The organism is Sphingobacterium alkalisoli (genome assembly GCF_005049105.1).
GTDB classification, from domain to species: Bacteria; Bacteroidota; Bacteroidia; order Sphingobacteriales; family Sphingobacteriaceae; genus Sphingobacterium; species Sphingobacterium alkalisoli.
In genome coordinates, this window is sequence record NZ_SUKA01000012.1 from 24,131 (window position 1) to 38,116 (window position 13,986).

A 13,986-nucleotide genomic window follows, 5' to 3' on the forward strand; every position below is an offset into this window, starting at 1 on the left:
TTTTTATACACTAATGTCATTGTATTCGTTTCGGTTTAGTATCCTATGGTGATCACGGCACGACTTAATCGCGGATCGTCATAATACATATTATCTACACCTCCCTCGTGCGATACTTCCAATTGCGACAGCGGTACGCCAAACTCCCGAACCAATACGTTACAAACCGCCTGTGCGCGCTCTTTACTTAATCTCTTATTGGTACTTTCCGAACCAGTGCCTTTATCCGCGTAACCCGTAATCCGGTATTTCACATCCGTTCCCCCTTCTTTCATTACCTTAGCCAAGAAACCAAGATTTACACGCATATCGTTCGAGATCACACTTTTATTGATCGGGAAGGTCAGTAAAACCGGTGCGGCGATCACCCGTTTCTCTACGATCACATCCGTAATCGATTCGTTGCCCGATTGTGCTAACTGTTTACGTAAAGATTCATTGTCGTTTGCCAGTTGATTTACTTTATCCCGCAATGCACTTAGTTCCTTCTCATCATAACGTATCGTGGTGGTGGTACTCTTTTTCCAGTCGCGGTTTTTGAATCGATATTTAATTCCTACGGCAGCTGTAAGCAGACCATCCTGCCTCCGTTCTCCCGCCTCACCGTCAAAGCGATCGTTTACCATGCTTCCCCGGATATCCAACGTAATATCGACAGATTTGCTCACCCGAAAAGAATTAAACAGACCGAGGTTCGCACTCACTTCCCGTGCTACCGGCTCCTCACCCGTGTACATCCATCCTAGACCCACATAAGGGCTGACTGTATAAACGCGATCCGACTTATAACCACCAAGCATATTCGTCAAGTTAAAAAACACATCCCCATGCGCATGGTAATAATCAAATTGCTGTTTCGACAACCCCTGCGACGCATCATATACTTCACCGGTAGAATGGCTACCATTCTGTGTAGCGCCTTTAATTGTTAAACCGTTTACCGCTAAGCGCACCCCAATGCCCGGTGTAAACCATTTGCCCACATACAGCTCAAATCCTGGCGTGAGACGTTCATTAAATTTCATCTGTTTATTGTGGTCTCCGTAAAAAATCTGCGCACCCGCTCCAGCACCGACAAACCAATTGTCGAAAAAACGATTGGTTTCCACTTTATATCGATCGGATGATTCTTCCACCAATGTATCTGCTTTCAAACGAATGGCCTGCCCCTGTGCATAGCTCACTGACACAATAAACATAGCCGTAATGACCACTACATTTCTCATATCTTTTAAAAAAAATCCAATTATATTTTTCATCTTATTTGATCTCCGCTTAGTCGTATTTAATATTGCTAACACGTTACTAATCTGAAACAAAAGTAGGGAAGATCACTTTATACTTCTGTATATGTCGGCGCATATAGTTTTTTTTGTAGCGCAATCACTACACACTGGTTAATTCGCGTTGCGCAACATAGGACTAGCGCTTACGGCCAAGGAAATCTTCGTTTCATCCATAAATAAAACTTTCATGATCCATTGAATCACCAACAGGCATGAAAGTTCTTGATGGCCTTTGAGAATAGACACTTTCAGAAAAAAAACCGTTCAGGTGAACGGTTTTTTTAGGAGGCATCCGATAGATAATTACATTAGGTCTTGGTATTTCCGTAGCCATAACCATAGCCGTAACCATACCCATAACCGTAACCGTAACCCATTTTTCCTTTGCGAATGCCGTTCAATAAAATAGCCATGTTTGTCAGTTTCCCCTGGCGATGAAGCTTGTCCAATTCCGGCAATTGCCTTCTGTCCATTTTACCGGCCCGTACCACAAAAAGAGTTAACTCCGATATACGGTCTACAATCGCTGCATCGGCTACCAGTGCCACTGGTACATTATCCACAATAACATAATCGTAATTACTTTTCAGTGCAGCAATTAACTCATCCAATCTTCCTCCAAGTAAGAGCTCCACCGGGTTAGGGGCGATGGTTCCAATGGGCACGATATCGACACTGTTTGCAAACTCATTCTTATACACAATATCGCTCCAGGCCACATTGGCGTCCGAGAGGTAATGCGTTACCCCTTTCCTTCTACCCTTCAGGGATTTGCTTAGTGTACCCTTCCGCAGATCCAGATCGAGCAACACCACCCTTTTTTGGAGAAAACTGAAGCTCGCCGCTAAGTTCATGGCCGTAAAGGTCTTTCCGGCACCAATATTAAAGGAGGTAAACGTAATCACCTGTAGTGTCTTATCGGCGGAGGCCATAAAACCAATATTCGTACGCAGTATCCGAAAAGCTTCCGTTACCGGATCTCCTCCTTGTGCTTCGATAACCAAATTCCCCTCTTTAGAACGCCGTCGTTTGTCCGAAAATGGAATTTCTCCCAAGAACGGAGTCGTCACGGCACCTTCAATATCCTTTCGATTGCGTACCCCGGTATCCAAAAGTAACATGAGCAACAGCACGACCGCCGGGATTGCCGCCCCGATCCCCACACCCAGTGCCACTTTGCTAAAGCGGCTGGGGTATATCGGCGCACTGGATCCAGAAGCCGGATCAATAATTCGTACATTGTCGTCCGTCATTGCCTGATTGAGCGAATTTTCCTCCCTTCTGTTCAGCAAGAAAATATACAGCTCTTCTTTCACCTTTTGCTGGCGCTCGACAGATAGCATCACCCGCTCCTTCGGAGGGATAGATTGCACCTTACTGCGCGCCGCACCCCCTTCGCGCTGTGCATTCCGTAATTTAATACGTAGTCCGGCTAAGGTATTTTCGATTGAGCGATCGATATTTTTGCGCATAGCCTGTAGGGCATTGTCCAGATCCTGAATGATCGGATTCGAAAAACTTCCACCTTCCACCAGACGGTTGCGTTTTAGTAACGCTACGTTGTATTCGTTAATCTGGCTTTCGATGTTCATATCCACCAGTCCCGTATTGTTCGGAATAAGGTCATTTCGCCGTTCCGCATCCTCTAGGTACTGTTTCATGAGTTCCACCAACTTCATTTGCGTTTCCGCTGCATTTCCCTCCGCGTAGTAGGTTTGGCTTTCCGAGGAGTACATCTGCCGGGAAGACGCCAGATCTAAACCCTGGTTTGCTATCCGTAAGCGTTCCAGGTCAGATTCGACTAACCCTAGTTCGCTCTCGATAATATCAATCCGCTCGCGGATAAAATCCGCCGTATTTACAGCAATGCGATTTTTATCGTCTATAGCCTCTTCATTATACACCGTAATTAACATGGTAATCACGTCCTCCGCGCGTCGGGGAGAATTATCTTCCATCGATATCTGCAACAGCGCCGCATCATCTTCCATTTGCCGAATGTTCATCCTACCCATAAAATAGCCGACCATCGCTTCCCTAGGGTTTTTACTCACCCTTATTTCATTGGTAAATGCTGCGAGGCTATATGCATCCGTCGGTCTTACGGCGAGCACCCCTACCGGAGTACGTACCTTTTCATTGAACTTTACGATAAATCGTTGCTCCATGTCCCCTTTGGAAAAACCCGACATGAGCACTGTGCTATCGTCGTTTCGGGAAACCGTGAACGAAAAATTGTCCTCCGTACGTACGTCCTCAAAACTTATTTGTATGGGTGCATCGGTATACAGTTCCGTATTCCGCAGTCCCTGCCGTACGCTGTAGCTTACGTCGGCATTAAGTCGACTTATCGTCCGGCGCATAAGCTCCTTCGATCGCAACTGCAAAATTTCGCCGGCTACGTTAACCACGTTATAGCTGTTACTTCGCGATATCCGTGCTGTAGAAACGGTATTTGCCGGCGTCTTAATCATCACCGTTTGCGTGCGGCTGTAGATAAAGGCCGTCTTATTGTATTGATATAGGTAATAACCTCCAAAGATCAAAATCGACAATACAAACCATTTCCAGTGAAACAGAAGGTATTTAAGAATATCAATCACATTGATCGACTTTTCTTCCTTCTCTTGTACTAGGTAATTAGTCGCTGCACTATTTTCCATGTTTATTATTTATTAGTGTAGTTCAGCAATGTAAAAAACATAGTGATCAAACCTACTCCAGACCCGATAAACCGCCAGGTATTTTCCTCTCTCGGCGTGAATCGTGCGCTTCTTGGCGTCACATACACAATGTCATTCTGTTGCAGGTAATAGGTTGGCGAATCAAAAATAGCTTTGGATTCAATATTGTTCATAATCATCTTCCGCTCGCCATTTTCTTCGCGTATCACAGCGATCTTATCTACTGCAGCATTCGAGGTAAGTCCGCCTGCACGCGCGATGGCTTCGATCAGGGTAATGCGGCCATCCGGCACAGTGATCACACCAATACTTCCCACCTCTCCCATCATATTGATTTTGAGATTAAGAAGCTCGACGCTTACGATAGGGTCGCTGAGGAGTTTTCCTTGTGTTAGGCGATCTCGTACCAAATCTTTGAGTCCATCCAATGTCAATCCTTCTACCGCCAAGCTGCCCACAATAGGATAATCTATTTTCCCCTCCTGATCCACCAAAAAACCCTTTTCTTGTAGCACACCGGTATTTTCGGTTGCCACATTACCGTCGTCCGTTATCCGGTACGATCCGAGGCCCTGATTGAAGGGCGCTGTGAGCTCCTGATTTTTAGCACTTACCTGTATACTCAAGCGATCTCCCTTTTGCACCCTTACAGGTGGCGGTATAAGTGTATTATAAGCCGTATTCTCTTTCATATCGTCCAGGTACACCACTTTACGGGGTGTAAGACATGAGTTCAACAAAAACACGCTAATGGCAGCTAACCATATCAATTTTTTCATATGTGTATAATTACTTCGTGAGCTCGCAAGCTCGGTTTGACTTTAATTGTCCTATGGAATATCCAAACTATGTTCATTCGTGTTTGTGCAGCCTGTGCTACATGGATATTTCATAGTGAAAGATATTAATTATTTCCGATTTGTTTATAGCAAATTTTTGCAGCGTCTGCATTGGGCAGACAATCCATTTGCGCTACCCGCACATCGGGCAACAGCCACACCAGCATATCCATCATGGCGGTGTATAAAGTTTGATTCCACCGCAGCGCCGTGCAGCTGGGTAATACTGTCAGCAAAGCGAGCTTCCCTTTTTGGAGTTGCAGCTGATTGACCGGAGCCTGCCTGAGGCGTACCAAGGCCTGTAGTTTTACGCCCACATTTCGATAGCAGGGGGTTTTTCCACTCCAAGGTGTACCATATACCCTTATCCCGTCATCCTCTACCCGTATTGCAGGATTATCATCATTGAGAAGCGTAGTACCCGGTATATGCGCTATCCACAAATTACTGTGCGTGCTTTTTCCTGTACCGCTTTTTCCCAGAAAAGCATATCCCCTACCATCTTTTTCCACAACGGACGCATGGATGAGTATCGTGTTATGAAGAAGAGCCGCCTGGCCAAAAGTTACCATAAGTAGCCAGCTAAGCACCGTACTATCGAGGAGACTTACTTCCATCGCATAAATCCGTGATTCGCTAAAATCCTTGGCACTCACCATCTCCCAATAGGCCGATGCATTCTCATTCATCACCCGGGTAATGTAATGGTTTTCCGTTTCGTAAAACCGAAACCGATCGCCCCATGTCACCGATACGTCGCTGCGGAGTGTAGCCTTCGTCAGATCCACAAAGCTCGGTCCCGTCGAAATGACAATCCTACTTATCGGATCGTCAGCTGTTGCACACCGTATAGAGAAATCCGTAAAGGAAGGCAATACACGGTCTGTATCAACCTCAGGCATGCTCACCTTGAGGGTATGCCCGGCAATACGATAATAAACGTCTTGCAACACCGTATCCTCGTAGATTAAGTCTTCTTTCATTATTGCATATAAATGGTTTGACTACACTGTTCCGCCAACCACAGGTCGTGCGTCACAAATAGTATTATTTTATCCTTTCCTGCCTCCATCAACCGATTTACCACCTGTTCGGCTGTTTCCGTATCCAGTGCAGATGTTATTTCATCAAATAGCCAGATACTCGTTTCGGACATCATGGCACGGGCAATCGCAATACGTTGCGCCTGTCCTTCCGATAAACCGTATCCAGATTCGCCCACGATGGTATCGAGACCGTCGGGCAAAGCGTATACAAATTCGGCGCAAGCCAACCGTATAGCCTCCTTTATCCGTTGTTCCATTACCGCAGTTTCTCCGGCGGCTACATTTTCACGGATGGTACCGCTAAACAAGGTATTACCTTGCGGCACATAGGCGATATTCATCCGATGTGCATTCGATAGGGCAATACGCCCCCGGTCATCATCAATCCATATATTGCCCGCATCCGGCTTGATCAATGCCAACAATAAGCGAATCAGGGTGGTTTTACCCCGACCGCTGGATCCAATAATAGCCAATGGCTCCCCGCGGTTGATTTCCGCATTCAAGTTATCGATCAACGTATGATCCGCATAGCGGAACCAGAGCTCGCTAATCACAATACGCTGGGGATTTGGAATCTGCTGTGATGGTGCCATCACTTCTTTTTCGCTCAAGATGAGTTCCAGTAGCCGATCTACCGATGTTCTAAATCGGACAAATGCAGGCACAAAGGTAATCGATTGCAATATGGGTGACTGCACACGCCCTACCAATTGCAGAAAGGCGGTCATTGTTCCGAACGAGATCTGCCCGGCCTGCAAGCGGTATACCCCCCATACAAAGGTCAATAGATACCCTCCATTAATGGTCAATTTCGTAACCCCCTGTGTAAACAGAGAGAAATTCAACTGTTCTTTTTTTAATGCATACAGTTGTTCCTGGCTTTGCGCGAGCTTTTGCTTTCTTGCTCTGGTAAGTCCTAAAGCCCGCACCAGCATCCGAAATTTTAGGCTTTCCTGCACCACTTTACCGAAGTTACTTTCCGCAGCTTTCACGTCTTTACTTAATTTCCGCATCTTCCGGAAATAGAGTTTTGCGAACAAGAATAAGGGCGATATGGCCACAATCATAAATGCCAGCATCGGATCCATGGTCCACAAAAACGCAAAAGAGGCGATGAGTCGCAATAGGGTAACGACAAAGTCGATAGCCGATTGGCTCAGCATCTGCACCACTTCGTTTCCGTCAGACTGTATACGCACCATAAGGTCGCCCGTGTGCCAATCTTTTACAAATTTCCAAGACGACATCATCTGTCCTTCGGTCAACTCCTGCTGTACGTCTATCGTCATCCTTAGCCGTACCATTTCACTCAAGCGTGCCGCCAAAAGCCGCATTCCCACTCCTCCTACAACGGCTATCGTCACCCAGAGCAAGGTAAGTTTTATACTACCGCTACCAAGCCCCATGGCTAGATCTACTGCGTGTTTGGATTCCAATACAAACCAGAGCGATAAGACAATTGCAATCAGCTCCAAAAATAAGACAGCAGAAAGATTCCAGCGGTATCCCTTTGTCAGGTTCCATGCCCATCGCAGCTGATATGAAAGGGAGTGTGTTACCATCTATCTATTTTACGTATCGAGAATACAACTGCGTTAACGGAAAAAAAACAGCTTCCATTGGCGCATAATACACATATTTTCTAAAATTACTACTCCAGCGTCCGACAACGTCAACGCGTTCGTTTCGATCACGCTCCTGCTGCAGATCCACCCGTGCATCATGAAATCCAAAATTGCCAGCCTGCCAGATTTCCTCCATCATCCAGTCCGCATCTATGTCTGGCGATAAGGCAAATGGAAGATATTCCTTCGGCAAACCGATAAACTTCACCAATATTGCGTGAAGCAGCTCCACCCATCGGAGGATCCCCAGTCGTCTGTAGGTCGCCTTAAGTTCGTTTCCGTCCACTTGCTTATGATAAGTATAGCACATTCTAGCCGAATCACAAAGCTGCCGGATACCAATTCCAAATGAAAGAATATGTTTTAAAATATGTGCATTTACCTGTACAAAGGTGAGCAAAGGAGCCGGTAAAACCACCTGCTCGCCCTCCACTTCAAGGTACTTCCTATTTTCAAACTGTTCCATTTCCATCCTTTTAAGATAACGGTACGCAAAGGGATTGTACAGATCGATCATCTTTCGGTGATGCTCTATCTCACAACCATTCCATATATAATTACAACTAAACCCAGGTGTATAGGTCAATGCTATTCCGGCCTCGGAAATGAGTTGATTTGCCCGCGTATAGTCATCTACTGTATTAAAGTACCAGTCAATATCGCCACACACACGCCGCAGTGGATTATCATAACATAAGGCCAATCCTTGTCCTTTTAACAAGCAAGCCGATATATTGTGTTTATGAAAGAATCTTACCTGCTGACCTAACACTTTATTCATCCACTGGTTACTGCGTTCGATACGATCTACGCGCACAGTCCATGGCAATACAACATCTTTAGGCGGAAGATCCTTATTGGGTAGCCTCCGCATGCCCTCAAAAACAATCCCCTCCACCGTATGGTTTGAAGCCATCGACAGAAGTGATTTCCATTGTGATTTGGAAAGCGGAAAACAAGGAGCGGACGACAGTTCCCTGCCCCACAATCCAGCTTTCAGTAATAAAAAGAACGCGTGTTGGATTGGCTCACCCATTCCCTTACGCCTCTAATAAACCCTGTTCTTCGAAAATGGCCAACAACTTCGCTACGTCTTCCTGTGCCTCTTTCTCCTTAACATCGTATTCGTTACGTAATAATTCTACCACCGTTTCCACAGAAAAATCTTTTCCTTTGAGTGCATTCCACAACCAAGCTGCGGTTTCATTCAGTGTGTATACTTTCGACATATCCACCATATCCTGTCCCGGCTCCACGACAATATAATCATCGCCAATCTGCCGCAATTTTAAGTCCTCTCGTATTCTCATATCTTTACCGATTAGTCGTTCCCTTATTATTTCTAATTTCAACACTTGCCGATTATTCGCCGAAGCGGACGGGCGCCATACCACAGCCAGGCCGCTAGCATCGTAGGCAGGGCATATGGATTTTTCCTTTTATCACCCCTGTAGGCTTCAATAACCACTGCCCAAAGTGCCGTTTTCGGTATTCGTTCCAGTTGCTGTAGATTCGCATCTCCAGCCAGCCATACTTCCTTTGCCGTTTTACGTACAAGCCGGTGCAGCACGTAGCCCTGCGGCGTATAAGCCAATAAAATTCGTCCCAGCTTCATATCTGCCGGTTCAATTGCTTTTATTACAACCTTGTCCCCTTGGCGGAGAAAAGGGCGCATGCTACCTCCGGCTACGGGTATAGTCACTTTCTTCCCACCATCCAAATATTCCTTCACCTGATCAAAGAATACGCTATTTGCTACCGTTAACTTTTTAAAAGATGCACTCTTCATATCTGATTCCGGTTCTATAATCGCTCCAACACAAATATATCGAAAATTCAACAATCCTTGGCAGTTGTTTCCTAAATCACTTTTCCATTTCCAGCTTTTGATACAACTGGGTCGCCGCTGCTACCATCCGATCCCGCGTGAAATACGCTTCGAAGCGCGCGCTAGCCCCATTTGCTAGTTTTTGATAATAAGCAGGGTCTTCGATGACCTGCTCAAAGGCTTTCGCCAAGGCTGATCCATCTTCCTTTGGCACGACCACCCCCGATTCACCATGTTGATTCACCCAATCCACCCCCGACCCGGGAATATGTGTAGATACCACCGGTTTACTACAGGACATGGCCTCGATCTGTACAATAGCAAATGCCTCTGTTTTGAGGGTGGAGCTGAGGCAGAACACATCGCAGGCGGCAAAGTAATTCGGCACATCATCATCAGCGATATACCCTAGTAGCGCGACCTTATTTTGAAGACCGTGTTCCTGTATGATATGTAGAAGTTCTTCACGCTGTGGGCCCATACCACCAATGAGCACCATATAACTCGGATCCAATGTTTTTGCCGCATCCAACAAGTAACGATAGCCTTTATACTCGACTAACCGACCCAGCGAAAAGACCAATTTCCTGTCGGGATATTGGCTACGGATGTCTGTCACACGTTTTGGATCCGCTTTCACCGGCTCCACCCCGATGGGGATAAAATCAATTTTATGTTGAACTCCCTGTAAAAAGTCTGATTGCTGCACATACACGGGCGTTGTGCCCACAATACGATCCGCCCGATTTATTAACCAATCCTGCAGCGGTCTATACAGTTTCAATAAAGTCTTTTGCTTCAAGATATCGCTGTGCCAATGCAGGACTACCTTACCCTTATAGCCCGATAAAAACAGGGCAAGGCAGGCCATTGGGTCAGGATGATGGATATGTATGATATCGTAGTCGCTCGCGATGCGCCGCAATTTAAGCACCATTGCCGGAGCAATCATGGTCGCCGCAAATTTAATCTGGGTACGAATGGCGATAATCCTTCCCAGCGCATTGAGCTGAATAACGCCCCCCGGGTGATTTTCGGTGGTTGCACATAGCATATCGCAGGCAATCCCCGCTTCCGACAAACCTGCTGTCAGGTCGTACATTACCTTTTCCACACCCCCACGAATGGGATAAAATTTACCGATCTGTAATATTTTCATCATGTAGTAAAATAGTAAACAATTGTTGCCACGATTCCGCGCGCGGCGCGGCGCTATCCGTCGGCTCTACCTTTGTCAGCTCACTGGTATCCCCTTGAATAAGCCGGGCCATGTGAGTCGCAAGCTCGGTGGGGCTATCCGGGTTAAAAAAAGCGACCTGCTCAGATCCTGCCGCTGTTTCGTGCGTATAGGGCAGATCAGCCAGCAGCATGGGCCTGTGTAAATCAGAAAACTCCGAGATAGGCAATCCCCAGGTTTCCACTTTAGACGGGAAAATAAGGCAGTTGCTACTGCCATAATATTCGAAAAGTGTCTCCCTGCCCAAAAAGCCGACAAAATCCAGCTGTGGGATACTACCCCACTTCTTTTTCAGCCAGCGGGCATAATTATTCTCTTCCCCACTAACGGTAATACGAACCGTGAAAGGCGGCAAGCTATCTTGTTTTGCCAGTATGTCCGTCGCTTCGCAGATACATTCAAAGTTCTTATGGCTATTCGGCGACCCTGCAAATATAAAAGAATAGGGAGCAGACCCGAACGAACGATCTATTAAAACTTGGCGTTGCGGATAGTTGGGCGGAGCTACAATAATTGACTGTTGATCGATTCCAAACATACTAGACATGGCCTGCCTAAACCATTCTTGCTGAACGACAAGATATTTATTTTTACGAATATTGGTACGATAGATGTATTTGGTAAAGATCGCAAACAGCGCTATTTTAGGTGTAAAAAACCAATCGTTCAACTTCCATTTGTAAAACGAGTAGGCATTGTGGCAGTACACCGCCCTACGTTCGGCCACTACACTAGGCGTCGTATCGTGGAGGGAAAGCCACAGGTATACAGGAGATAATGCTTTCGAAATCCGCTTCATACTGACATATTCGTACCATAACCGGTTTACCCACCGCTTCTTAGGCCATTGCGTTTCGATATATTCAATATGGGGGAATTCCGCTAGTTCTTTTTTAAAGACGATCGCGACGACGCGGTAATCTTCCTCTGCTGCCAATACAGATAAATACGCAAGGCAATCGCGTAAGATCGCCAATGTACCGGCCTCTACCAGGTTAACAGCAGATACGACAATGGTTTTTCGTCCTGCCGAAGCGTTATTCAATCCCACCTGCGTCATTGCTTATTAATTAGTTGACCCAAAAGATCCATCCAGCGTTTCATCACCCCTTCTTCCGAAAATTGCACCGATTCATGTCGCGCATTGCTACCCATCCGTTTTCGAAGTTCCTCATCCTGCATTAATCGAATCAAGGCATTCGCCATTCCTGCTTGATCACCTTCGGGGATTAAGTATCCATTTTGGCCGTCGACAATAATGTCCCGGGGGCCACATTTGCAGGCATAAGCTACCAGCGGAAGCCCACAGGCCTGCGCTTCGAGCATCGCCATCGGGAGGCCCTCGTAGCGGGAAGTCATCGCGAATATGCTGCTGCTTAAATATTCCTCCGCTATCTTTTCCGTTGGAGGGCAGAGTCTTACAACATCCTGGAGGTCCAGCCCCTTGATTTGCTTTCTGTAAGCCTCCTCTAGTTCACCTTTACCAAAAATATGCAGCTGCCAATCAGGGAACACCTCCTTTACACTGGCCCACGCCGCAATCAACTCATCGAATCCCTTTTGGTAATCGTACCTACCAACCGCAATCACCCGTTTATTGGCCAAGGCAGCAGGCTGTTCCGGCGCAAAGCTGTGGGCATTGGGAATCACGGTCATATTAGGCAGCTCGCCCCAATATTCCTTATCCTCTTCCGTAAGTACTACAAATTTATCGTATTGTTTAGCGACCTTTAGGTCTTGTTCACTTCGCCACGCGTCTATTCGCTTCCATAAGCCACGCCGACCATATTGTAACCGTTTAAATCTCGAAAAATGGGCTTCCAGAATCTTTTTGCTTCCATCCTGGATACCCCATAGCAAATTCGCATCGTTATCGAACATGGAGATCACCACATCCGCTTTCAGCTCCTTAAGCAGCCGTCGAAGTTTTCGTCTATGCCGCCATTGCTTGACGAGATAGCCTAAGCCTTTTTGCAGTATATTTTGATTGCTACTAGCCGTATAGTTAATCCCCAGATCAAAACAAGAAATCAGCTCATTTAAGGTAAAATAAGGCGCACGTTGCTGTTGATCGGTTGTCACAATCGCCACAGTGATTCCCTGTGCGGCCAAATAGTTCGCTTTATTGGCCAGCACGCGTTCCATGCCACCGGAGTTGAAAGTACCTCCAATACAATATACTACCCTTTTGATTTTCTTCATTTATTTAAATAGGTTTTCGCTGAAATTTAGGACTATCTAAGCAATAAAACAAGGCATAAATCACGAATATGTCGGTTGCTACCTTTATCCATACCACAAAGGTCAGGATCAAAAAGAGAAAGAACATCATGCCGTATCGCGGGTACGCGGCACCAAAAACATAGGCATTGTACACAAAAAACAGGGCAAATACACCGAATCCCACCAGTCCGCAGTATAAGATGAAACGGCAATATCCGATATCGGTACTATATACATAGTTATTGAAAAGTCCCGACCCGATGAGCCAGGTCTGCAAGTCTGAGGGCCAGATCCACATTTCATTATTTAGCTTGTCGGTCGAGTCCGTTTTCCATTCCCCTTTTTCTACCCAGTTAAAAAAACCTTCAAAAGCAAACCGCATATTATCATAAAATGCCACGTCGGTATGATAAAGATAAACGGAGATACCAATGAAGCAAAATAACATCAAGCCAAAAATCCGCAAAAATTTAGCGTGCTCTTTCTTTAATACAAAGCGCAATAAACCCGTGCTTAACAGCAAATACCCTATAGATAGCAAAAGTCCGATAATGGTGGTACGGGATATCATATTTCCAATTACGGTAATGGAAAAGAAGGCGATCAAAAGCAAAATAATACTGCGTCGATCCGAGCGCACCTCTACGTGCTTACTTAAGAGCGCTACGATCATGATCAGAACAAGGGAAAAACGAACCCCCGCAGGATCCAGTGCCGCACCGATTCCGTAGAGGCGGTCCACTTCCTGAAAAAACTCCTGTCCCTGTGCAATATATCGGTCTACCAACAGCTGAAAAGCCGGTATACGGTCAATCATAATAGCCAAGACACACTGTGCAAAACATACCCCCGCCAGATAGAAGGTAAGCCGTTTGAAATCAACCTCCCCATGTACCTTCCGTATTGCCCAGCAAACAGCATAAGCTCCACCCAGCCACGTAAAAAACGAAGAGAAATAAGTCGCGTATGCGTAGTCGTTGGTATGGTTGTAGTCGACCGAATAAAAACAAATTAAAGAGAAAACAAAAGCGAATCCTATCGCTCCAAGCAATGGTCTTGATACGGTGATTTCGCGTTTGTTGATGAGGTATAGACCAGCAAGCCCCACACCCGCGACGGCCATCAGCATCTTGGTGTTCACGCTAGCTGGAAGAAAGGTGAGTCCAATGGGAAACAGGTAAAAACTTACCAGTACCCCTGTCATCATATATTGTA

The 13,986-nt window shown here is 46.0% G+C and carries 12 protein-coding genes; all 12 read right to left on the reverse strand.

Features of this window, described 5'->3' with window-relative positions; genetic code table 11:
• Window positions 1-35: 35 nt before the first annotated feature.
• A complete protein-coding gene (locus FAZ19_RS23015) occupies window positions 36-1,259 on the reverse strand; it encodes an OmpA family protein (protein WP_229707683.1) in 1,224 nt (407 codons plus the stop codon).
• A gap of 335 nt (window positions 1,260-1,594) precedes the next feature.
• Window positions 1,595-3,949: a GumC family protein gene (locus FAZ19_RS23020; protein WP_136823130.1), complete on the reverse strand. Its 2,355-nt coding sequence runs from the start codon at window positions 3,947-3,949 to the stop codon at window positions 1,595-1,597.
• Window positions 3,950-3,954: 5 nt separating this feature from the next.
• Window positions 3,955-4,749 carry a polysaccharide biosynthesis/export family protein gene (locus tag FAZ19_RS23025; RefSeq protein ID WP_136823131.1) on the reverse strand — a complete coding sequence of 265 codons (795 nt, stop codon included), beginning with the start codon at window positions 4,747-4,749 and terminating at the stop codon, window positions 3,955-3,957.
• Window positions 4,750-4,874: 125 nt separating this feature from the next.
• On the reverse strand, window positions 4,875-5,792 hold the full coding sequence (locus FAZ19_RS23030; protein WP_136823132.1) for a hypothetical protein: 918 nt from the start codon (window positions 5,790-5,792) through the stop codon (window positions 4,875-4,877).
• Window positions 5,792-7,420 (reverse strand): ABC transporter ATP-binding protein, encoded by a 1,629-nt coding sequence (locus FAZ19_RS23035; RefSeq protein ID WP_136823133.1) that lies wholly within the window; start codon window positions 7,418-7,420, stop codon window positions 5,792-5,794. The genes FAZ19_RS23030 and FAZ19_RS23035 overlap by 1 nt, the downstream gene beginning before the upstream one ends.
• A 4-nt stretch (window positions 7,421-7,424) precedes the next feature.
• On the reverse strand, window positions 7,425-8,519 hold the full coding sequence (locus FAZ19_RS23040) for a nucleotidyltransferase family protein (protein ID WP_136823134.1): 1,095 nt from the start codon (window positions 8,517-8,519) through the stop codon (window positions 7,425-7,427).
• Window positions 8,520-8,523: 4 nt separating this feature from the next.
• The gene (locus FAZ19_RS23045; protein WP_136823135.1) at window positions 8,524-8,793 is read right to left on the reverse strand and encodes a PqqD family protein; all 270 of its coding nucleotides are present in this window, start codon (window positions 8,791-8,793) and stop codon (window positions 8,524-8,526) included.
• Window positions 8,794-8,831: 38 nt separating this feature from the next.
• Window positions 8,832-9,272, reverse strand: a complete 441-nt coding sequence (locus FAZ19_RS23050; protein ID WP_136823136.1) for a S24/S26 family peptidase — start codon at window positions 9,270-9,272, stop codon at window positions 8,832-8,834.
• Between the two features lie 76 nt (window positions 9,273-9,348).
• On the reverse strand, window positions 9,349-10,473 hold the full coding sequence (locus FAZ19_RS23055; protein ID WP_211245558.1) for a glycosyltransferase: 1,125 nt from the start codon (window positions 10,471-10,473) through the stop codon (window positions 9,349-9,351).
• Complete coding sequence (locus FAZ19_RS23060; protein ID WP_136823137.1) at window positions 10,448-11,608, reverse strand: glycosyltransferase; 1,161 nt, start codon at window positions 11,606-11,608, stop codon at window positions 10,448-10,450. Before FAZ19_RS23060 ends, FAZ19_RS23055 begins: the two co-directional genes overlap by 26 nt.
• Complete coding sequence (locus FAZ19_RS23065; protein WP_136823138.1) at window positions 11,605-12,750, reverse strand: glycosyltransferase family 4 protein; 1,146 nt, start codon at window positions 12,748-12,750, stop codon at window positions 11,605-11,607. Before FAZ19_RS23065 ends, FAZ19_RS23060 begins: the two co-directional genes overlap by 4 nt.
• A gap of 4 nt (window positions 12,751-12,754) precedes the next feature.
• On the reverse strand, window positions 12,755-13,978 hold the full coding sequence (locus FAZ19_RS23070; protein WP_211245559.1) for a hypothetical protein: 1,224 nt from the start codon (window positions 13,976-13,978) through the stop codon (window positions 12,755-12,757).
• Window positions 13,979-13,986 lie beyond the last annotated feature (8 nt).

What these genes read in the sequence shown, in the direction of transcription:
- FAZ19_RS23035 (WP_136823133.1), bottom strand. Translation starts at nt 7,420, where the DNA reads ATGGTAACACACTCCCTTTCATATCAGCTGCGATGGGCATGGAACCTG.
- FAZ19_RS23015 (WP_229707683.1), bottom strand. Translation starts at nt 1,259, where the DNA reads ATGAAAAATATAATTGGATTTTTTTTAAAAGATATGAGAAATGTAGTG.
- FAZ19_RS23030 (WP_136823132.1), bottom strand. Translation starts at nt 5,792, where the DNA reads ATGAAAGAAGACTTAATCTACGAGGATACGGTGTTGCAAGACGTTTAT.
- FAZ19_RS23055 (WP_211245558.1), bottom strand. Translation starts at nt 10,473, where the DNA reads ATGATGAAAATATTACAGATCGGTAAATTTTATCCCATTCGTGGGGGT.
- FAZ19_RS23045 (WP_136823135.1), bottom strand. Translation starts at nt 8,793, where the DNA reads ATGAGAATACGAGAGGACTTAAAATTGCGGCAGATTGGCGATGATTAT.
- FAZ19_RS23070 (WP_211245559.1), bottom strand. Translation starts at nt 13,978, where the DNA reads ATGATGACAGGGGTACTGGTAAGTTTTTACCTGTTTCCCATTGGACTC.
- FAZ19_RS23040 (WP_136823134.1), bottom strand. Translation starts at nt 8,519, where the DNA reads ATGGGTGAGCCAATCCAACACGCGTTCTTTTTATTACTGAAAGCTGGA.
- FAZ19_RS23065 (WP_136823138.1), bottom strand. Translation starts at nt 12,750, where the DNA reads ATGAAGAAAATCAAAAGGGTAGTATATTGTATTGGAGGTACTTTCAAC.
- FAZ19_RS23060 (WP_136823137.1), bottom strand. Translation starts at nt 11,608, where the DNA reads ATGACGCAGGTGGGATTGAATAACGCTTCGGCAGGACGAAAAACCATT.
- FAZ19_RS23020 (WP_136823130.1), bottom strand. Translation starts at nt 3,949, where the DNA reads ATGGAAAATAGTGCAGCGACTAATTACCTAGTACAAGAGAAGGAAGAA.
- FAZ19_RS23050 (WP_136823136.1), bottom strand. Translation starts at nt 9,272, where the DNA reads ATGAAGAGTGCATCTTTTAAAAAGTTAACGGTAGCAAATAGCGTATTC.
- FAZ19_RS23025 (WP_136823131.1), bottom strand. Translation starts at nt 4,749, where the DNA reads ATGAAAAAATTGATATGGTTAGCTGCCATTAGCGTGTTTTTGTTGAAC.